Origin of the sequence: Elizabethkingia miricola (genome assembly GCF_001675285.1) — a bacterium.
Taxonomy (GTDB): domain Bacteria; phylum Bacteroidota; class Bacteroidia; order Flavobacteriales; family Weeksellaceae; genus Elizabethkingia; species Elizabethkingia miricola.
In genome coordinates, this window is the sequence record NZ_LSGQ01000003.1 from 524761 (window position 1) to 545962 (window position 21202).

At 37.3% G+C, this 21202-nt stretch carries 24 protein-coding genes; 18 read left to right on the forward strand and 6 right to left on the reverse strand.

What is annotated here, in order from left to right; translation table 11 throughout:
- Positions 1-23 precede the first annotated feature (23 nt).
- Positions 24-2621 carry a translocation and assembly module lipoprotein TamL gene (gene tamL / locus ATE49_RS05335; RefSeq protein WP_065081315.1) on the reverse strand — a complete coding sequence of 866 codons (2598 nt, stop codon included), beginning with the start codon at positions 2619-2621 and terminating at the stop codon, positions 24-26.
- Here tamL and ATE49_RS05340 point away from each other — a divergent pair.
- Complete coding sequence (locus ATE49_RS05340) at positions 2610-3338, forward strand: TrmH family RNA methyltransferase (protein ID WP_065081316.1); 729 nt, start codon at positions 2610-2612, stop codon at positions 3336-3338. The two genes, tamL and ATE49_RS05340, sit on opposite strands and share 12 nt — an antisense overlap.
- A 64-nt stretch (positions 3339-3402) precedes the next feature.
- Complete coding sequence (locus tag ATE49_RS05345) at positions 3403-4224, forward strand: GLPGLI family protein (RefSeq protein WP_065081317.1); 822 nt, start codon at positions 3403-3405, stop codon at positions 4222-4224.
- 7 nt (positions 4225-4231) lie between these two features.
- On the opposite strand, the gene ATE49_RS05350 is transcribed toward ATE49_RS05345, so the two are convergent.
- From ATE49_RS05350 to cmk, 4 genes are all read right to left on the reverse strand, one after another.
- Positions 4232-4678, reverse strand: coding sequence for a hypothetical protein (locus tag ATE49_RS05350; protein ID WP_065081318.1), 447 nt, complete (start codon positions 4676-4678; stop codon positions 4232-4234).
- Positions 4679-4681: 3 nt separating this feature from the next.
- Complete coding sequence (locus tag ATE49_RS05355; protein WP_034868819.1) at positions 4682-4990, reverse strand: phage holin family protein; 309 nt, start codon at positions 4988-4990, stop codon at positions 4682-4684.
- Between the two features lie 80 nt (positions 4991-5070).
- Positions 5071-5415, reverse strand: a complete 345-nt coding sequence (locus tag ATE49_RS05360) for a YtxH domain-containing protein (protein WP_009087681.1) — start codon at positions 5413-5415, stop codon at positions 5071-5073.
- A 163-nt stretch (positions 5416-5578) separates the two neighbouring features.
- Positions 5579-6247: a (d)CMP kinase gene (cmk, locus tag ATE49_RS05365; protein WP_065081319.1), complete on the reverse strand. Its 669-nt coding sequence runs from the start codon at positions 6245-6247 to the stop codon at positions 5579-5581.
- 255 nt (positions 6248-6502) lie between these two features.
- On the opposite strand from cmk, the gene pyrH reads away from it, so the two are divergent.
- The 3 genes from pyrH (at position 6503) to ATE49_RS05380 (ending at position 9501) form a co-directional block, all read left to right on the forward strand.
- The gene (pyrH, locus tag ATE49_RS05370; RefSeq protein WP_009087679.1) at positions 6503-7207 is read left to right on the forward strand and encodes a UMP kinase; all 705 of its coding nucleotides are present in this window, start codon (positions 6503-6505) and stop codon (positions 7205-7207) included.
- A gap of 65 nt (positions 7208-7272) precedes the next feature.
- Complete coding sequence (frr, locus tag ATE49_RS05375; protein ID WP_059154192.1) at positions 7273-7827, forward strand: ribosome recycling factor; 555 nt, start codon at positions 7273-7275, stop codon at positions 7825-7827.
- 90 nt (positions 7828-7917) lie between these two features.
- The gene (locus tag ATE49_RS05380) at positions 7918-9501 is read left to right on the forward strand and encodes a sulfatase family protein (RefSeq protein WP_065081320.1); all 1584 of its coding nucleotides are present in this window, start codon (positions 7918-7920) and stop codon (positions 9499-9501) included.
- A 12-nt stretch (positions 9502-9513) separates the two neighbouring features.
- Here ATE49_RS05380 and ATE49_RS05385 read toward each other — a convergent pair whose 3' ends face one another.
- Positions 9514-9744, reverse strand: a complete 231-nt coding sequence (locus ATE49_RS05385) for a hypothetical protein (RefSeq protein ID WP_081278412.1) — start codon at positions 9742-9744, stop codon at positions 9514-9516.
- 100 nt (positions 9745-9844) lie between these two features.
- Here ATE49_RS05385 and ATE49_RS05390 point away from each other — a divergent pair, with 100 nt between their 5' ends.
- From ATE49_RS05390 to ATE49_RS05450, 13 genes are all read left to right on the forward strand, one after another.
- Complete coding sequence (locus tag ATE49_RS05390) at positions 9845-10726, forward strand: WYL domain-containing protein (RefSeq protein ID WP_065081322.1); 882 nt, start codon at positions 9845-9847, stop codon at positions 10724-10726.
- A 173-nt stretch (positions 10727-10899) separates the two neighbouring features.
- On the forward strand, positions 10900-11271 hold the full coding sequence (locus tag ATE49_RS05395; protein WP_137268382.1) for a hypothetical protein: 372 nt from the start codon (positions 10900-10902) through the stop codon (positions 11269-11271).
- 161 nt (positions 11272-11432) lie between these two features.
- Positions 11433-11735: an urease subunit gamma gene (gene ureA / locus ATE49_RS05400; protein WP_034868837.1), complete on the forward strand. Its 303-nt coding sequence runs from the start codon at positions 11433-11435 to the stop codon at positions 11733-11735.
- 11 nt (positions 11736-11746) lie between these two features.
- A complete protein-coding gene (gene ureB, locus ATE49_RS05405) occupies positions 11747-12115 on the forward strand; it encodes an urease subunit beta (RefSeq protein WP_065081323.1) in 369 nt (122 codons plus the stop codon).
- A 2-nt stretch (positions 12116-12117) separates the two neighbouring features.
- Positions 12118-13839 (forward strand): urease subunit alpha, encoded by a 1722-nt coding sequence (gene ureC / locus ATE49_RS05410; RefSeq protein WP_065081324.1) that lies wholly within the window; start codon positions 12118-12120, stop codon positions 13837-13839.
- Between the two features lie 90 nt (positions 13840-13929).
- Complete coding sequence (locus ATE49_RS05415) at positions 13930-14604, forward strand: hypothetical protein (RefSeq protein ID WP_059154184.1); 675 nt, start codon at positions 13930-13932, stop codon at positions 14602-14604.
- A complete protein-coding gene (gene ureE / locus ATE49_RS05420; protein ID WP_065081325.1) occupies positions 14594-15106 on the forward strand; it encodes an urease accessory protein UreE in 513 nt (170 codons plus the stop codon). Before ATE49_RS05415 ends, ureE begins: the two co-directional genes overlap by 11 nt.
- Positions 15099-15797 carry an urease accessory protein UreF gene (locus ATE49_RS05425; RefSeq protein WP_065081326.1) on the forward strand — a complete coding sequence of 233 codons (699 nt, stop codon included), beginning with the start codon at positions 15099-15101 and terminating at the stop codon, positions 15795-15797. The genes ureE and ATE49_RS05425 overlap by 8 nt, the downstream gene beginning before the upstream one ends.
- 31 nt (positions 15798-15828) lie before the next feature.
- Positions 15829-16467 (forward strand): urease accessory protein UreG, encoded by a 639-nt coding sequence (gene ureG / locus ATE49_RS05430; protein WP_059154181.1) that lies wholly within the window; start codon positions 15829-15831, stop codon positions 16465-16467.
- On the forward strand, positions 16468-17256 hold the full coding sequence (locus ATE49_RS05435) for an urease accessory protein UreD (protein ID WP_065081327.1): 789 nt from the start codon (positions 16468-16470) through the stop codon (positions 17254-17256). It abuts the gene before it with no gap.
- Positions 17257-17268: 12 nt separating this feature from the next.
- Positions 17269-17970 (forward strand): hypothetical protein, encoded by a 702-nt coding sequence (locus ATE49_RS05440; protein WP_059343743.1) that lies wholly within the window; start codon positions 17269-17271, stop codon positions 17968-17970.
- A 19-nt stretch (positions 17971-17989) separates the two neighbouring features.
- The gene (locus ATE49_RS05445; protein ID WP_065081328.1) at positions 17990-18877 is read left to right on the forward strand and encodes an urea transporter; all 888 of its coding nucleotides are present in this window, start codon (positions 17990-17992) and stop codon (positions 18875-18877) included.
- A 68-nt stretch (positions 18878-18945) separates the two neighbouring features.
- The gene (locus tag ATE49_RS05450) at positions 18946-21198 is read left to right on the forward strand and encodes a TonB-dependent receptor (protein ID WP_065081329.1); all 2253 of its coding nucleotides are present in this window, start codon (positions 18946-18948) and stop codon (positions 21196-21198) included.
- The last annotated feature ends 4 nt before the right edge of the window (positions 21199-21202 follow it).

Consider the following 21202-nt stretch of genomic DNA (forward strand, 5'->3'; position numbering starts at 1 on the left):
GTTATATAGTTATGGTAGTTTTTCTAGAACGGATAACCAAATGCAAAGTTAAAGGTTGGTTGCAGTGGTTTAATTCTTTTAAAATTCCAACGATCTCCTTCCGGCATATTAGGATCGTATATTTTATAAGCAAGATCCAATCTTAGAGTTACATAAGCAATGTTAAATCTGAAACCAAAACCGGATCCTACCCCTAGTTGTTTATAAAACTTAGTGAATTTAAATTCATCACCAATTCCGGTGTCTTTAAGACTCCAGATATTCCCTGCATCAGTAAACAGAGCTCCTTCTACAATTTTGGAAATAGGAAAACGATATTCGATATTGGTGGTTAATTTTACATTATCCAGCATATAAGAACGTACACTCTGGTCAACCTGAATGTCAGCCGGACCTAAACCTCCAAATGCAAGCCAGGCTCTGATATCACTGGATCCTCCGTTGAAATAAGACCTCATATAAGGCATAACATGAGAGTTTCCATAAGGAATACCAACCCCGATGAATTGTCTGAAAACTAATGTTCTTCTGCTGTTAGAGAAACTGAAATATTTTCGGGCATCTATATCAAACTTCATGAACTGTGCATAAGGTACTCCAAATAATCCTTTCTCTGAATTTTCACCTGCTATACCAGTAGTAAAGCTTTTGAAACTCTTATCTATAAGACTTAAGAAATTACCAGCTGTTTCAAATTTGAAACTAAGGTAAGACGGGTTTGGATAAGCCTTGTTACCAATCTCGTTATAAGTGAAATTATAGATCATGGAATTGATCACTACATCCTGAGTCTGCCGCTCTTTGTTAAGCAATGATTGCTGGAAGTTAATAAAAATCGGATCATTCTTGGCATCAATAGAGTTCTGATAATTCACATCACTCATAATGATTTTGCTAACGTCATCTGTCGATATTTTTCCGGTAGAGTACAACTCAGCAAGTGCCAAATCCTGTGCGAAGTATTTTCCGAACATTAAAGATCTATAGACTTCATCTCTCGGGAAGAGCTCATAATATTTGTCTTTATTACGGGTAAAGTTAAACTGTGTGTTGAAGAGTGTTAAACGATGCGTAATAATATCATTAACTGCAGCATTGTAGTTAAGCCCCATATTAAAGCTGATTCTGCCCAGCCCAATATTGTTTTGTATGGAGGATCCTACAACAATAGATGAAGTAGGCGTATATCTTTTTGGAATAAATTTATAATATTTGAACGGAACCAATAATCTTGGAACATTCAGAGCAACCTGTGCAGAAAGCTCATAGGCGTTAAAATATGTTTTTGGGTTTGTCGCATTGTTGGTTGTTCCGATAATCCCTGAAAAACTGGTACTCAGGTTTTCTGCTCCACCAAATATATTACGTGTAGTAAGCTCTACACTCGGAGAGAAACCTAAGTTAAGAATCTGGGAGTAGTGGACATCCGTTGCAATTTTAAACTCATATTTTGGTAGCGGAGTCAGATAAATGTCGGTCTTTAATAGACTATCCTGTTCCTGTACAATCTCGAATCTGTTGATGTTGAAGTTATTCATACCCACAAGATTTCTCTTTGTAAGGTCTATTTCCCGTTGGTTATATTTATCTCCTTCCCTTAGAACAACAGCAGTCCACAAGGCTCTGTTTTTATATTTTTTATCGGGATTGTAGAAATTTATTTTTCTTAATGTTTCGTAGTTTTCAGGTTTCAGATTACCTTTATTAACCTGATCATCGGAGATATATACATTAACATCCGAGAATTTACTGATTACATAAGGATTTTTTTGTTTCCCGTCCTGTGCACTGTCTCTTTTAAATTCAAGAGTAAGAGGAACATCCTTTCTGCTTTTCAGCGAATCTGCAGTAAAGAATATTTCTTCGTTAGAACCATTAAAATTATAATAGCCATTACTCCGCATAATATCGTTAATACGAGCGACTTCTTTTTCCAGATTTTCCTGATCAAGAACCTTACCTGTTTTTATAAAACTCTTGGGATAATTTTGCTCATAAAGCAAACGGATAGGCTCTTCCGGAATATTATAATAGTAATCCTTAATCAGAGTAGGATCTTTATGTTCTATCTGGTAAAGTGCTGATGCTTTTTTTCCTGTGGAATCTATTTTGTTGGTTCCTGTTACTTTTGCATCCCAGTAGCCTTTGTAGACAAAGAATTTTCTGATTTTATCAGCACTTTTTTCTGTAGCAGCCTCATTTAATATAACAGGCTGTTGTCCTACATTATGCAGGAACCTGTCCCAGAAAAGATTTTTACCAACAAGATTAGGGCGATTGTATTTTAAAGCAATAGAATCCCTCAGCTTTTGGGTTCTCATCTGACTAGGATAGGTCATATACTCGTTCAGTATAGTATCCAGTTTGGGATTAGCAATGTTATAAGCCCACAAACCAATAGGGGCAACATACAGGAATTTTTTGTTGGGTTTCTGATTAACAAAGTCCGGAACCTTGTCTTCGAACAATTTGCCGTCTTTATACTGAAATTTATTAGAGGTTAGCAAATAGGAGTCTTCAGGTACTTTTCGGGTGGAACATGCATTGAGCAAAAAAAATGCAATTGCAGGTGCCGAAAATAAGTAATATTTTTGAAAATATTTTGAAGAATGCTTACCCATAATACCATTAAAACTTTACAATCTCTAGATAAAAAGAAATTCAGACAAAAATACAATTTGTTTTTAGTTGAAGGTAATAAAATCATCAGAGAATTACCAAATTCAGCATTCAAAATTCAGACCGTTTATTCTGTAAATCCCAATGAATTAGCTTTTAAAGATGTAGAGGTTCACCAAATTACTGAACCTGAGTTAAAAAAAATAAGTTTCCTTCAGCATCCGAAAGATTCTGTAGCAGTATGTATTCCTGTAGAGCAAAAACTTAACAAGGAAAAGAAAATACGCCTGATTTTAGATGGTATTCAGGATCCCGGAAATATGGGAACTATTATTCGCCTTGCAGACTGGTTCGGAATTGAAGAAATTGTATGCAGCGAGGATACAGTAGATTTTTATAATCCAAAAGTAATACAAGCTTCTATGGGATCATTTACCCGTGTGAATATTGTATATACTGATCTTTCAGAGTTTTTGCAGGATAAGGGTACACCCAATTATATTACCGATATGGATGGCGAAAATGTTTTCCAATCAGATTTTCCGGAAGCATTTAATCTTATTTTAGGTAATGAAGGAAACGGAATCCGCCCTGTAACAGAAGAACTCGCTGATAAAAAGATTACTATTCCGCGCTTTGGCAGCAAACAAAATACTGAAAGTTTGAATGTAGCGATGGCTACCGGAATTATACTGGGGCAGATTTTTGGCTCAAAATAAAAGCTTTACTCTACAGGTTTTTTGTGTAATTTAGTTCAACACGAAATCGAAAAATCTGTCAGTAATGAAAAACTTATCAACATTTTTATTCATATTGCTTTTTAGCGTTGTGTTTTCACAAACGCATAGGTTTGTCTATGAATTGCAGGCGAAGAAAAATAATAATATCCAGAAAATTAATATGACGCTGGATATTGATAAAGATTATGTGCATTTTTACGACTATGACTTCCTGAAGAACGATTCACTCCGTAAAAAGGATGGTGGAAACTGGCAGACCAATACAAGATCGGAGCAGCTGGTTCTGAGAAAACGCAATAGCTTTGATAACAAGTCTTTCTATGACAATATGTTCGATTATTTTGTTATAGAGTCCAAAGACGAGATGACCTGGAAAATAAAAAATGAAACTAAAAAGTCCGGAGAATTTACATTACAAAAAGCAGAGACCAATTTTGGAGGGAGATCCTGGGAAGCCTGGTTTAATCCGGGAATTCCTTTTCAGGAAGGTCCATATAAATTTCGAGGGTTACCAGGGTTGATTTTTGAAATCAGAGATAGTAAGGGGGATTATGCCTACTCATTAATTAAGAGTATTAATCTTCCGAATACTTTTGATACCAGCGATTTTCTGGAAACACACTTTGGAAAAAAGCCAGTTCCGGTTACATTAAAACAATACCACAAAGTAAAACAAGATTACTACAATGATCCTGTCGCTGATATGAGACGATTATTAAAAGGTGGTGGTACTGTAATTATCGGAGGAGATAAAATTACCAGCCAGGAACAACTCGACCAAAAAAGGATTTTTATACAAAATAGTATTGTAAAGAACTACAATCCGATAGAGTTGAATCAGGCAATACCTTATCCGGCAAAATAGAATTCGTTTAGATTAAAGAATCTTTACTGTCTTCTTGCTGCTGAGCTTCTTTTTCCTGCCAGTCCTCGATTAAAGAAGTTACTTTTCTCAATAAAATTGGCGCTCCATAGATAATGGCAAGTCCAAGAACCTTCTTTTTCCAGCTGCTGTGGTAAAGGTTTTTCTTTGCAAAATTAGTAACTAAGGCAACAGTTCCCAGACGTATAGCATTGTCAATCACCGAATCTTTAATCGATTCGGCATTTAATGAGATTCCTGTTTTATGGCTAACCTCACCTTTGGAATTGGTGATAGGTTTTTCAACAAGAAATTTATCGGTCATACCGCCAGTGATTACACTAAGCGATTCTTTTACATTATTAAAACGGAGAAGGTTTTCCATGTCTTTTACCTCTCCCTTCATAATCGCTTTTTTCTTTGCTAGCTCATCAAGACTGTTATACTTAGCTCCCATTTTTTAATCGTTAAAAGATTTTAAAATAAAATTGGCTACGGTTCTTTTTATATTGTTTCTGAAAATAATGATTAATATAAGACATAGCAGATAAAAACCGGAAACGGCAAAGAAACCATAAGAATAATTACCCATCATTTTACCCAACCAGAAGGCCAGCCCAATGTTAAACAGAACAACGAAGAAGATAAGAGCAATCAGAGCACATGTCAGAAAGGTAAGAAACCCTGCCGAAATGACTGTTTTTTCACTTACTTCTAACTTTAAGAGGTCAATTTTTTTCTCTATATAGTCGAAAATAATGTCAAACATAAGGAAGTGTTTTGTGTAAATATACAAAAAGATAATAAAAAAGGGACTTGAAAAAGTCCCTTTATATTTTTAAATTCAGGTTATTTAAGACCATCTAATTCAGTTTCAATATCTTTTGCTACTTCTTTAGCTTTATCTGCAGCCTGAGTTTTGTATTTATCCAAACCCTCTTTTACGCTTTCTGTTACTTTGTTGTAAGTATCTTTAGCCTGAGAAGCGAAAGTATTGTACTGATCTTTAACTTTCTCAGATACATCGCCGTATTTATCTTTAGCCTGATCTTTCAGATCGTTTGCTTTTGATCTTATTTTTTTACGTGTTGCTTTTCCTTCTTCCGGTGCGTAAAGCATTCCTAAAACAACTCCTGCTGCTGCACCTGCTAATAATCCTGCTAATATTCCTGCTGTGTTCTTTCCTTTTGCCATTTTAAATAATTTTTAGAGTTAGTATTTTGTTGTATGGTTGAAAAATTAATTTGATAAGGATATTTAAACAATTAATATACCAAAGAAAGCATTGGGATCTTAAATTTTGTTAAATATTATTAATAGGTCAAATAAATAATCTTTCTGTTTAAAGGTAAGAAATTTATCGGATATAAGACAATATTAAAGCAATAGTTTCTTCTTTGTTCAAATAAGTGTTATCTATAAGAATAGCATCATCAGCCTGCTTCAATGGTGAAGTTTCGCGTTCGCTGTCAATTTTGTCACGCATCAGCAAATTTGCTTTTACCTCTTCCAGATCTGCTTCTGTACCACCTGCCAATAATTCCTTATATCTGCGCATAGCACGTTCGTCCGGACTTGCTGTCATAAAAAATTTATAATCAGCATCAGGCAGTACCACGGTACCAATATCTCTTCCGTCCATTACAATTCCGCCATTTTCTGCCATTTGTCTTTGCATAGACAGCAAAAATGCTCTTACTTCAGGTTGCTTTGCTACCTCACTTACATAGTCGGATACTTTCGGATCTCTTATTTCGACGTCAATATTTTTGTTATTTAAGAATAGCTGAAGATTTCCGTCGATATTTCTGAACTCTAAGCTGATGTCATTAAGATGGCTGATAAGTAAAGGAATATTAATACTGTTGTTTTCCAGATAATGCTGAATGGCAAATACTGTAATACCACGATAAAGCGCGCCGGTATCCATGTGGATAATTCCTAATTCTCTGGCGATAATTTTGGAAATTGAACTTTTTCCGGTGGATGAAAATCCGTCTATGGCAATTACAGGTTTCTTCGTCATAAGTTTGTGTAAATATTAGTAAAAGAACTCTAAAAGTTCTCAGACAATCCTTTTCTCTGGTACAAAAATAAATTATTTTGAAGCTTCTTCAAATAAATAATTTTACCTGTTGCATTTCGTGAGATTTCATTAAATTTGCTACCGAAAAAATAAAAATGAAATTTCTGTGTTTTTATTTATAGTAATGATCCGCACAGGGGTTACATTTTAATGAAATACAGGCTGCTAAACAGCAGTAAAATAAAATCTTAACGAATGAAATATAAAAGAATTCTCCTAAAACTAAGCGGCGAAGCCCTTATGGGAAATCAGGAATATGGTATCGATAGCCAAAGACTGAAAGATTACGCAACGGAAATTAAGAAAGTAGTAGATTTAGGTTGCGAGGTTGCAATTGTAATAGGAGGAGGAAATATTTTCAGAGGTGTATCTGGTGCAGCAGCAGGAATGGACAGAGTACAAGGTGACTATATGGGAATGCTGGCAACTGTTATCAACGGAATGGCATTACAGGGAGCTTTGGAAGATCAGGGGATTAAAACACGTCTTCAGTCTGCTATTGAAATGGATAAGGTTGCAGAACCATTCATCAAAAGAAGAGCAGTAAGACACCTTGAAAAAGGAAGAGTTGTAATCTTCGGTGCCGGAACTGGTAACCCTTACTTTACAACTGATACAGCTGCAACATTACGTGCTATAGAAATCAACGCAGATGTTATTCTTAAAGGTACACGCGTAGATGGTATCTACGATAAAGACCCTGAGAAAAATGAAAATGCTGTTAAGTTTGAAAACCTTAGCTTCGAAGAAGTTTTCGCAAAAAATCTTAAAGTAATGGATATGACAGCATTTACTTTAAGTCATGAAAATAAATTACCTATTATTGTATTCGATATGAATAAAGAAGGCAACCTTACACGTTTGGTAGAAGGTGAAAATGTAGGTACACTGGTAAACTAAACAAATCGGATATTAAAATTATTAGCGGTTAGTGATTACCGTAAACTATTAAACTAAATAATATTATGGAAGAATTAGAACTCATCGTAGCATCGGTAAAGCAGGAGATGGATGCTGCAATCAAGCACTTGGACTATGCTTTTCAGAAAATCAGAGCGGGAAGAGCTTCTACTGCTATGGTACAGGATGTTATGGTAGAGTACTATGGTGCTCCGACTCCTCTTAATCAGGTTGCTAACGTTTCTGTTCCGGATGCTATGACTATTGCAATCCAGCCTTGGGACAGAACTGCAATTAATGCTATTGAAAAAGGAATTATTGTTTCCAATTTAGGTTTTGCACCTTCTAACAATGGTGAAATGATTATCCTGAATGTTCCGCCTTTAACAGAGGAAAGAAGAAAGGAACTTGCAAAGCAGGCTAAATCTGAAATGGAGTCTACAAAAGTTACTATCCGTAATGCACGTCAGGACGGGAATAAAGAACTAAAGAGACTAGATGGTGTTTCTGAAGATGTTATTAAGAGTACTGAAGCTGAAATTCAGGATCTTACTGATGCTTACATTAAAAAAGCTGAAGAGCTGTTAAAAGTGAAAGAAGCTGAAATTATGAAAGTATAATCATAATTGCTATTCTTATAAAATAAAACCTTCCATCCGGAAGGTTTTTTTATTGCTTTTGATTTACTTATTTTGTTAAAAATTATAACCATGAATATAAATGTTAATCAGATTATCCTTGGGCTGGTACTCTTTACCACAAGTGTACATGGGCAGGATAAAAATAATGTAAAGAGTAAGGAACAGAAACCAAACATTATTTTTATAATGACGGATGATCACTCTAAAAGAGCGATGAGTGCTTATTCGCATGATCTTATAGAAACACCTCATCTGGATAAAATAGCAGAGAAGGGAATTAAATTTAACAATGCATTTGTAACCAATTCTATATGCGGACCATCGAGAGCTGTTTTTTTAACAGGAAAATTCAGCCACATCAATGGTTTTAAGTCCAATGATGAAGATGTCTTCGACGGAAGCCAGCCAACGCTGCCTAAATATCTGAAAGAAGCCGGTTATTATACTTCAGTTATCGGTAAATGGCATTTGGGATCAGTGCCTCAAGGATTTGATAAATTCGATATACTGATTGATCAGGGAGAATATTATTCACCACGTTTCTTTAACGGAAAGGATACAGTGGTTGTTCCGGGCTATGCAACAGAGCTGATTACTGAAAAGGCCATTCAGCTTTTTGAAGAACAAAAGAATTCAGGTAAACCTATATTTCTGATGTTGCATGAAAAAGCACCACACCGTAACTGGCTGCCTAATACAAAGGATCTGAATAATGTAAAAGATAAAGAATTTCCTTTACCTGAAACTTTTTTTGATGATTACAGCACACGTTCGCAGGCAGCATTTAAGCAGGATATGAGAATTGAGAATATGTTTTTAGGGTATGACCTGAAAGTTTATCTGAAACAGGCAAAAGATGAAACCGGAACGGGCGGAGATTCACGTAATAATTCTTTTACATGGTTGGGAGCGGATTTATCCAGAATGAATAAAGAGCAACGAGCGGCGTGGGATCAGTATTATAAACCAATTTCGGATGCTTATTACAGTAATAAACCTATTGGAACAGATTTACTCAAATGGAAATACAACAGGTATATGAATGATTATTTGAAAACTGTGAAATCTGTTGATGACAATGTAGGGGAGCTAATGGAGTATCTGAAAAAGAATGGATTGGATAAAAATACATTGATTATTTATACATCAGACCAGGGCTTTTTCCTTGGGGAACATGGTTGGTATGATAAACGCTTTATGTATGAGCCTTCACTCCAGATACCTTTGGTGATGAGCTATCCCGGGCATATTAAAGAAAATATAACCGAAAATGCTTTGGTACAGAATGTAGATTTGGCTCCAACGATACTGAAAGCTGCAGGTTTACCTGTTCCGAATGATATGCAGGGAAACTCCCTGACACCATTTTTTTCAGGACAGAAAGTAAAAAAATGGAAAGATAAATTGTATTATCATTATTATGAGAATACGGTTCACCATGTGGAAAAACATCTTGGAATCCGTACAAAGCAATATAAACTTATTTATTTCTATGATATTAAAGACTGGGAGCTTTATGATCTGAGTAAAGATCCTAACGAGGTGAAAAACCTGTATCATGATCCGCGTTATAAAAAGACTTCTGATAAACTAAAACTGGAGCTGAAAGAACTGATCAAAAAGTATAAAGATACTACAGCTGTCGAGTTTTAATCAGCACATTTATTATAATGGAATATGAGTTCTGCCATTAGGATTATGGCTGCATTTTCCTACACATAAAACCGTCAGGCTGGAAGATTTTGCACTGCAGTATTCGCAATGGTATTGGGTTTTCTGCCCGCCTTCATAAAGTAAATGTCTTCTTTCCGAAGGATTGCTGTCGCAACGTCTGGAAAGTAAGGATGATATACTGTTGGCTTTGGTTCCGCAACATTTACAAAAATAATTTGCCATAACTGATTTAGATTTGGGTGTTGATTTATACGAACAAAAATATTAGTGATGAACGACAAAACATGTCGTTCATTTTTTTATTTTTGGTTTTTATTAAAAAATGGCAAAACGGGAACAAATGCTTCGGCTGAAGCTGATAGAAGAATTTATACGAAGAAAGAAGGGAGCTTCTTTCCAGGATATTTATGAATTTCTGAGTGAAAAGTTTCAGGAAAAGGATTTGGAACTAAGTTTTACCGAGCGTACTTTTCAGCGGGATAAAAAACTTATTGGTGAGATATCCGGAAAGGAAATACGCTATAATAAGGCCCGTAATATTTATTTTCTGGAAGATTCGTCCGAAGAAGATATATTCGATACGATATTGCTAATGGAGGCCTATCGGGAAACAGAAGGGAAAGCAGATATCATGTTGTTCGAGAAAAGAAAATCCCGTGGGCTGCATAATCTTCAGGACTTGGTACAGGCTATAAAACTGCATAAATGTGTAAGTTTTATTTACCGAAAGTTCAATGATGATAAAGGGACTAAAAAGCTGGTGCAGCCCTATGCACTGAAAGAATTTAAAAACCGTTGGTACCTCCTGGGAAATGAAACCAGCGGGAAAAACTTTTTTATAAAGACATACGGTCTGGACAGGATGACAGATCTGCAAATTACCTCAACAGGGTTCAGTAAGAAGGACTGTGATCTTGAGGCAGCCTTTGAAAATTCATTTGGTATTATTTCCAGTCTGGGCAAAGAGCCGGAAAATATTATTTTGTCTATGGATGCTGTTCAGGGAAATTTCCTGAAATCATTGCCAATACATCACTCCCAGAAAATCATTTCAGATAATAGTGAAGAAGTGAAAATAAGTCTTAGACTTGTTCCCAGTTATGATTTCATTCAGGAGCTTCTTACGCTGACAGGATTAGTAAAAATACTAGAACCAGAGAGTTTAAGGGTTAAAATGAATGAATTATTGAAAACGGAATTTTAAATATTCTAAATAGCGGTGTTATTTGTATTTATGTGTTTTATAATCAATTGTTTATAATGTTGAGTTGTTTGTTTGATATAAAAATTGCTATGTTTTTTGTCACGATTTTGAACATTTTAAATCTATTTTTTGATATATGAAACATTAGATTTCTTTCTATTTTTACATCGCTAATGAAGAGCCTTAAAAAATTACATTTATCCCTTTTTATCGTGTTTTTTTTCACGATGCTGTGTGCCGGTCAGGCGCATAAGGGGAATGCTCTTGTTCATTTCAAAGCTTCTGGTAAAAACTATCAGAAAACAGACAAAATCTCTCAAAGCTCATTTGATTTTTACAATTTATCAGATGATGATCATGATGAATCATTACTTGGTGAAGTAGAAAAAGTAAAATTGGATCTTGACCATGTGGTTGAAAACTGGATCAGTATCTTTCACCATACTTTTTATATTTCCGATAAGCCGGTAGTAGCTCATCACCATCCATATATAGATGTACCAAAGTATATCCTATATCATTCTTTGCAGATTGCATACTGCTAATTATTTTCATTTTACAGACTTCTGAAGAACCCTGATTTGTATCTATAATCGATGGGGTTCCGGCGGAGTAATTTCCGGAATTTAAATTTCGTATAAGACAATATTTGCCCTTCGGGAAAGGGCAGGTTATAGATCTATGTCTAATTTTTAACAAGAAAACAATGCATTTAACACCGAGAGAAACCGAGAAGCTTATGCTGTTCATGGCAGGAGAGCTTGCGCTAAAAAGAAAGGCCAGAGGCCTGAAACTAAATTATCCAGAATCAATAGCACTTATCAGTCATTTCTTACTGGAAGGAGCAAGAGATGGAAAAAAAGTTGCTGAACTGATGCAGGAAGGAGCACAGATTCTTACTAAAGATGATGTAATGCCGGGAGTGGCTGAAATGATCCACGATGTGCAAATAGAGGCAACATTCCCGGACGGGACAAAGTTGGTAACAGTACATAATCCAATCCGTTAAAAACCAGTAGTATGATACCAGGAGAAATTTTTGTAAAAGAAGGGACTATCATCTGCAACGAAGGCAGAGAAACCGTAAAGATAAGAGTAATAAACACAGGCGACCGTCCTATACAGGTAGGTTCTCACTATCATTTTTTTGAGGTGAATAAAGCAATGAGCTTCGATCGTGAGAAAGCTTTTGGTAAAAGGCTGAACATTGTGGCCAGCACAGCCGTTCGCTTTGAACCGGGAGAGGAAAAAGAAGTAGAGCTTGTGGAAATTGGTGGAACCAAAAAAGCTATAGGTTTCAATAACCTTGTGGATGGTTCTGTAGATTCAGCTGCTCAGAAAGAAGAAAGCTTGGCTAAAGCGAATCAATTAAATTTTAAAAACCTGTAACAATGAGCTTAAACGTAGACAGAAAGCAATATGCTAATATATTAGGTCCTACAACCGGAGACAGAATTCGTTTGGGGGACACCGAAATGATCATCGAGATCGAAAAAGATTTTACCCATTATGGAGATGAAGCCGTATTTGGAGGCGGTAAAACTGTACGCGACGGCATGGGGCAAAATGTTACCAATAAAAGAGATGAAGGTGTACTGGATCTTTGTATTACCGGAGCAACTATTATCGATCACTGGGGGATAGTAAAAGCAGATATCGGTATTAAAGATGGTAAAATCGTAGGTATTGGTAAAGCCGGAAATCCGGATACAATGGACGGTGTAACGCCAAATTTAATTATCGGAGCTTCTACTGAAGTCCATGGCGGAAAAGGATATATTGTAACCGCAGGAGGTATCGATACACACATTCACTATATCTGCCCGCAGCAAATAGAAACTGCTTTGTATAGTGGTGTTACAACAATGATTGGCGGTGGAACGGGACCTAATGACGGAACCAATGCAACAACAGTTACTCCGGGGAAATTCAATATTCAGAAAATGTTGGAAGCTGCTGAAGAGTATCCAATGAATTTGGGATTCTTTGGTAAGGGGAACTGCTCAGCAGAAGATCCGATCGCAGAACAGGTAGAAGCAGGTGCATTAGGAGTTAAGATTCATGAAGACTGGGGTGCAACTCCTGCAATTATCGATGCTGCACTCAAAGTAGCTGATAAATATGATGTACAGGTAGCAATCCACACCGATACGTTGAATGAAGCTGGTTTCCTTGAGGATACCATGAGAGCTATTGACGGAAGAGTTATCCACACTTTCCACACAGAAGGTGCAGGCGGCGGGCACGCTCCGGATATTATAAAAGCGGCGATGTATCCTAATGTATTGCCGGCATCTACTAACCCGACGCGTCCATATACTATTAATACAATTGATGAGCATTTGGATATGCTGATGGTTTGTCATCACCTGAGTAAAAACATCCCTGAAGATGTGGCGTTCGCAGATTCACGTATACGTCCGGAAACTATTGCTGCAGAAGATATTCTACATGATATGGGAGTATTCAGTATTATGAGTTCTGACTCTCAGGCGATGGGAAGAGTAGGTGAAGTAATTACCAGAACATGGCAGACTGCCAGCAAAATGAAAGATCAGAGAGGTCAGCTGGAAGAAGATAAAAATACAGAAAGCGATAACTACCGTGCGAAGCGTTATGTTGCAAAATACACGATTAATCCGGCAATTGCACATGGTATTTCAGAATATGTAGGATCTATTGAAGAAGGGAAATTAGCCGATTTAGTAATCTGGAAGCCTGCGTTATTCGGTGTCAAGCCAGAAATGATTTTCAAAGGCGGAATGGTGGTTGCAAGCAAGATGGGAGATGCTAATGCTTCTATCCCGACACCTCAGCCAATTATTTACAAAAATATGTTTGGGTCTCACGGTCGTGCAAAATTTGGTACTTGTGCAACTTTTGTATCTCAGGCTTCTATTGAAAACGGATCTATCGCTGAATATAAATTAGAGAAAATGATTCTTCCGGTGAAAAACTGCCGTAACATTTCCAAGGCAGATCTTATCCATAATGATAAGACTCCGGTTATTGAAGTAAACCCTGAAAACTATAAAGTAACAGTAGACGGTGTACATGTAACCTGCGAACCAGCAGAAAAACTTCCTTTAACACAGTTGTATTATCTGTTCTAACCCGTGAGGATCAATTTTTCATCAATTCTATATAGTGTTAATAAAGAGCCTGATGAAGGTCAGGCTCTTTTAAAAAAAGTAAAGTTTAAAATGAAATTTCTGAATAAAATAATTTTCCCTTTAGCTGTAGCCGGTGCTTCCCTGTTTTCTACAATGGCCCATGCGCAGTTTCTGGGAGGAAGAAGATTAAAAAGTGATGAAGACGGTCCAAAAGGACAATGGATGATTTATGGTTCACTGGATTATTCCAAGACAAACAGTCCCACAGGCAGCTCCAGTTCTTTCGGAACAAGCTCCAATGCAGGAGTACCAATAGGAGTGGGGTATTTTATTAACAATAACGATGTAATCGGGGTTAACTATGCTTATGCCAGTGACCGTGTAAACGGAAATACTGTATACAAACAAAACGAAACTGGTTTATGGTACAGTCCTTCTGTAACCCTGGGGAAATATTTTGCGCTTATAGCACAGGTAGATGCCCACTATGTATGGGGGCAGAAGATGGCAGAGAACGGAATGGCAAATCCCGGAATGGAGGATTTTAACGGATTTCGTCTGAGAGCCTATCCTATGCTTGCGATATTCTTAGGTGGAGGCTGGGCACTGAAATTCAAGTTTGCTGAATTGTCTATGCTGCAGACAAAAGCTAAAGGTGAAGGCTGGACAAAAAGCTATGTTACGGGAATCAGCGGTTCTACTTTTGGCGTAGGTATATCCAAGAACATCGACTTCAGAAAAAAAGCACCTAAAGATGATAATTAATGAATGTGTAGGAAATATTAAAGATATTTCTGTTGCCGGTAAAACAATTGACTATCTGGATTTGGAATGGTTTGAAACCACTAAAAGGATTCAGCGTAAAAAAACGAGACAGGGGGTTGATATTGCTATTAAATTTCTTCGTGAAGGACAAAGGCTTCGTGAAGGAGATATCTTATATGAGGATGGCGAAAAGGTAATTGTAGTGAATGTACTGGAAACGGAAGCTATTGTTATTACTCCTACATCTATGCTGGAAATGGGGACAGTATGCTATGAAATTGGTAACAAGCATATCCCGTTATTTATCCAGGAAGATAAAGTGTTACTGCCTTTTGAAATGCCTATGTACAGATGGCTTGAAGCAAGTAATTTCCGTCCGGAGAGACAGACTGTGAAATTGCTGAATCTTCTGAAATCTAATGTAGAGCCGCACGGTCATGGCAGTATAGGATCTTCCTTATTTACTAAAATTTTAAAAATGGCAGCTCCAAAAGATGAATAACAAGAATCTTAGCTACTTAGCCAGCTTACTGCATATTGCGGATCCTACATTGCCTATCGGTGGTTATACCCATTCCAACGGGCTGGAAACTTATGTACAAAACAGAATTGTGCATAATGTAGAAACAGCGTGGGAGTTTGTGGAAAACATGCTGAAATATAATCTGAAATACAATGACGGAGCATTTGTAAAACTGGCTTATGAAGCAACTCAGAAAGAAGATCTGGATGCTTTGCTGCAGTTAGATCAGGAGTGTAATGCACTGAAGTGTCCTAAAGAGATCCGTCAGGCAAGCCAGAAATTGGGATTACGCCTTATTAAGATTTTCAAAAGAAAGAAACAGTCCTCTTTTATGGAAGCTTATGAAGAGGCAATCCGAAATCGTAAGGCAACCTCACACTACAGCTTAGTATTCGGGATTTATACCTGTCTTTTGGATATTCCTCAATACGAAGCTCTTTTCGGATTTTATTATACTTCTGTTGCAGGAATGATTACCAACGCTGTGAAATTGGTTCCACTGGGTCAGTTGGACGGACAGGATATACTATTCGACCTCTATCCTGTAATAGACAAAACAGTTCAGGAAACTATAGAACTGGAAAGAGATTATGTAGGGCTTTGCAATACTTCATTCGATATCAGATGTATGCAGCACGAAAGGCTTTATTCCAGACTTTATATGTCTTAACTCAATTCTCAATATTTAAAATTATACAAAAATGGAAAACAGAAAATATATCAAAGTAGGAGTTGCAGGACCTGTGGGTTCTGGTAAAACTGCTTTATTAGAACGTTTAAGCAGAAAATTATATGGTACTTATGATCTTGGTGTAATTACCAATGATATCTATACCAAAGAAGATGCAGAATTTATGGCTAAAAACAGCCTTCTTCCTAATGACAGAATTATTGGTGTGGAAACCGGAGGTTGTCCGCATACTGCTATCCGTGAGGATGCAAGTATGAATCTGGAAGCTGTAGATGAATTGGCAGCGCGTTTTCCGGACATCGAACTGGTACTGATCGAAAGTGGAGGTGATAACCTTTCAGCTACTTTCAGTCCGGATCTTGCGGATGTTACAATCTTTATTATCGATGTAGCAGAAGGAGAAAAAATTCCGAGAAAAGGAGGCCCTGGTATTACGAGATCCGATTTGTTAATCATCAATAAGATAGACCTTGCTCCGCATGTAGGTGCAAGCCTTGAAGTAATGGAAAGAGATGCCAGAAGAATGAGAAACGGAAGTCCTTTCGTATTTACAAATCTGAAAACAGATGAAGGTCTGGATAAAGTAATCGGCTGGATAAAAAAATATGCATTATTGGAAGAATGCGAAGAACCGAACCTGGTAAGATAAATGGATAGTAGTTTAAGCATTATTGCAGGATACAAGCAGGGCGCTTCTTATGTGAAAGATCTCTATGTGTCACTTCCTTTTCGGGTTGTGTCGGTGGGGCAGCGTAAGAATGATAACAAGCTTTACCAGATGGTAATGTCCTCTTCACCCGGAATTCTGGATGGAGACCGTTACCATTTGGAAATCTCCCTGGAAGAGGGTGCTGCTCTGCAGCTTCAGTCACAGTCTTATCAGAGACTCTTCAATATGGAGGATAAAGCGACCCAGCAGCTGAATATCACGATGCAGGATAATACCTCTTTTGCTTATGTACCTCATCCTGTTGTGCCTCATGAAGATTCCAATTTCCAGAGTAAAGCAAATATCAGTATAGGTAAAAACAGTCAGGTTATTATCAGTGAAATTATTACCTGCGGAAGAAAACATTACGGAGAAGTTTTCAAACTAAAACGCTTTCAGAATCTTACTGAGATCTATCATGAAGATAAGCTGGTTGTAAAGGATAATGTACTGATTCAGCCAGATCTTATTCCGATTAACAGTATCGGAAATCTGGAGCAGTATACCCATCAGGGAACGCTGATCTTTTACAGTACAAAAGACAATACAGACAGAGACAGACTGATAGAAACTGTTGTAGAACTTGCTGAAGATAAAAAAGAAGAACTGGAAATTGGCGTATCGGCAATGGAAGAGAACGGATTTATCGTAAGAGCATTGGGTTACGGCGGAGAGTCGATGTATAATTTCTTTCTCAGCGTTCAGGACTTACTCTGGGAATCAGAATAAAAAAATAATAAAATGAATACCACAATTTGGGCACTTATGCTAAGTGCTGTATCTATAAGTTTCATCCATACAGCTTCAGGACCAGATCATTATCTGCCCTTTATTGTGCTGTCAAAATCTAAGCGATGGAGTCGAAGTAAGACTATTATGCTGACAATTGCATGTGGATTTGGGCATGTCTTAAGTTCTTTAGCTATAGGTGCAGCGGGAGTTTTTTTAGGATGGCAGCTTAATAGATTTTCCTGGTTTCAGGAGCTTAGAGGTAATATTTCCGGATGGGCATTACTTATTTTCGGATTTGCATACCTTATTTATGGGCTGATACAGGCTGTAAGAAATAAACCGCATAAACATTTTGATGTGATGGGTGATGATGTCTATGTTTATGAACACAATCATACCGAAGTGGTGATGCCACAGACCCGTATAAAAGTAACACCTTTCGTGTTGTTTATGATTTTTGTAATGGGGCCTAGTGAGCCGCTAACGCCATTGCTTTTCTATTCCGGGCTGAACAGATCTGTTGCCGAAATTCTGGCTCTTGTTGTTCCGTTTACGCTTACAACAGTAGCTACAATGCTGGGGATGGTATTATTGGGACGTTATGGATATTCGACTTTATTCAATACCGAAAAACTGGAGCGCTATATGGGCGTGGTAAGTGGCGCTGTGGTAACAGTGTGCGGTATAGGAATGGTGTTTTTAGGATGGTAAAATAATTAAACTGTTATTTATGGATAAACTTTTTGCAAAAATTCCTTTTGTAGATAATGTATTAAAAGGGGTAGGGCAGATTATGCTTCAGGAGAACCGCTGGACAGGACTTCTGTTTCTTGTTGGACTTTTTCTTGGGAGCTGGCAATGTGGAGTTGCCGCTATTCTGGCAACGGCAGCCGGTACATTTACTGCCATGAAATTAAATTATGATAAATCACAGATTAATGCCGGATTATATGGTTTTAGTGCTGCTTTAGTAGGTGTTGCATTAGCTTTTATATTTCAGGCAACGATCCTTATATGGGTTCTGATTATACTGGGAGGTGCATTGGCTGGCATTATTCAGCATTTCTTTATTCAGAAAAAAATCCCGGTATTTACCTTTCCGTTTATTATCATTACCTGGGTATTGGTATTCCTATTACATCAGTTTACTCATATTCAGCCATCGGATCTTATCAGTGCAGAAATTGTGCATACAGATTATGATGACTTCTTAACCTGTACCAATGGCTTCGGGGAAGTAATTTTTCAGGGAGGTATACTTTCCGGTATTATTTTCTTTGTGGCTGTATTTATCAGTTCACCTGTTGCAGCCTTATATGGACTTACAGCTTCTATTTTGGGTGCTGGTCTATCACAGCTGAATGGAGAACCTATTCAGGAAGTACATATGGGTTTATTTGGTTTTAACGCAGTTCTTTCTGCAATTGTTTTTTCCGGTGTCAAAAAAACAGACGGATTATGGGTGCTGATTGCTGTAGTACTGACTGTAGTTATCGACGATATCCTTGTAGATAATAATTTGCTTAGTGCTGTAGGCGGGGTATTTACATTCCCTTTTGTGGTCGGTACATGGATAACTTTACTTATCCAAAAGCTATTTTTAAAGAAGACTCAGTAATTTTTTCTGAGCCTGCTAATTGTAATAAATGCTCTGTACTTCTGCAGAGCCAGAGAATATATTAAAAAATGAAGAAATCGAAAATGATGGTTGCCTTACTGGCAATGGTAGTCGGTGGACTAGCCCATGCACAGGAAGTGACAGCTGAAAAAAAGATGGTTGTAAAAGATGTAGACGATAAATATCCTATCAGAGATGCATTGATTAAGTTTAACAGAGGTGAAAGCCATACTCACTCCAGTGCAGACGGCTCTTTTGTAGTAGGAATAAAATCTTATCCTGACACACTGAGTATAAGCCACAATGGGTATGATGAAATGAAGTTTGTAATCAACGGAACAGAAGATAAAAATAACATTATCCTGCTTCAGCACAAGCCATTGCAGATTTCGGAAGTAGCTATTAATCATAGTTCTTTCCTTTCAGCTATGACAAAAGTAGATTTAAATAAATTTCCGGTTAACTCTGCTCAGGATTTGCTGCGTAAAGTTCCGGGATTATTTATTGCCCAGCATGCTGGTGGAGGAAAGGCTGAACAATTGTTTTTAAGAGGTTTTGATGCGGATCATGGTACGGACGTAAGTGTGAATGTAGATGGAATGCCTGTAAACATCGTTTCTCACGCCCATGGACAGGGGTATTCGGATCTGCATTTTGTGATTCCGGAAACGGTGAATAATATAGACTTTGGTAAGGGAGCTTATTATATTGACAGAGGTGATTTTAATACAGCAGGATATGTTGATTTTAAAACCTTTGATCATCTTAACAACAGCATGATAAAACTGGAGGGCGGTTCTTTTAATACCAAGAGGATTATGGGAATGTTCAACATTATTAATGATCCTACCAACCGTAAAAATGCATACGTAGCAGCAGAATATAACTATACAGACGGACCATTCGATGTAAAGCAGAACTTTAACAGAGTCAATATTTTTGCGAAATACAATCAGTGGTTAACGGATAACGATTATTTCAATATCCAGTTTTCAACCTTTAATTCTTCATGGAACGCCTCCGGACAAATTCCAGAGCGTGCCGTAGATGAGGGAATTATAGGACGCTGGGGAAGTATCGATCCTACCGAAGGTGGTAAGACATCCAGAACGAATCTTCAGATGAATTATAAGCATATTATTTCTTCCTCGGAACAGATTGATGCTATGGCCTGGTATTCCCGTTATAATTTCAACTTATATTCAGACTTTACATTCTACCTGAAAGATAAAGACCATGGCGATGAAATTCAGCAGAAAGATGGCAGAAATGTTTATGGTACCGAAATCAAGTATACCAAAACATTCAGTCTGCCAAACGGAACAATGGATTGGATTTCGGGAGTAGGTTTCCGTAACGACGATATAGGAACATTGCAACTAAATCATGTGTATCACAGAGATTTGCTATTGAATCAGCTATCTGATGTTACCGGTACAGAAACAAATCTGCACGCATATTCCGGGTTGGTATGGAAAACCGGAAAATGGACAATTAATCCGGGACTGAGAGTTGACCATTTTATTTTCAATATGCATAACTTACTGGATTATGAGACGCTGCCTTCCGGACAGTCTACGGAGGCTACAAGAGTAAGTCCGAAACTTAATTTCTCATATGCAGCAAGTGATAAAGTAATGTGGTTTTTGAAAACCGGTATGGGCTTCCACTCCAATGATATGAGGGTAGCTGTAGTACAAAAAGGTCAGAAAACTTTGCCTTATTCTATAGGCGGAGATTTAGGGGTAAGATTGCATCCTTTCAAATCATTGATTATTACGCCTACACTTTGGTATCTTCAGTTGCAGCAGGAATTTGTATATGTAGGAGATGATGCCGTGGTAGAACCTTCCGGAAAATCCAGACGTTATGGTGTCGATTTAGGTATCCGATATCAGCCGATGGCTAATCTTTACCTGAATGCAGATATCAACTATTCTCATGCAAGATTTACTGAGGAGGCAAAAGGAGAGGACTATATACCATTGGCTCCTATAGTAACGAGTACAGGATCGGTAAACTGGGATTTTCTTAATGGCTTTTCACTGGGACTTCAGTACAGATATTTGGGCGAAAGACCGGCAGTAGAGGATAATAGCATTAAAGCAAAATCTTATTTTGTAAATGATCTTGTATTGTCCTATAACCGTGCGAAATGGGGTGCAAATTTCCAGATTAGTAACCTGTTTAATGTAAAATGGAATGAAGCACAGTTTGCCACAGAAACTCAGCTGAGAAACGAGCCTAATCCGGTTACGGATCTTACCTATACCCCTGGGACACCCTTTGGTGTGAAAGTAGGAGTTTATTATAAATTTTAAAAAA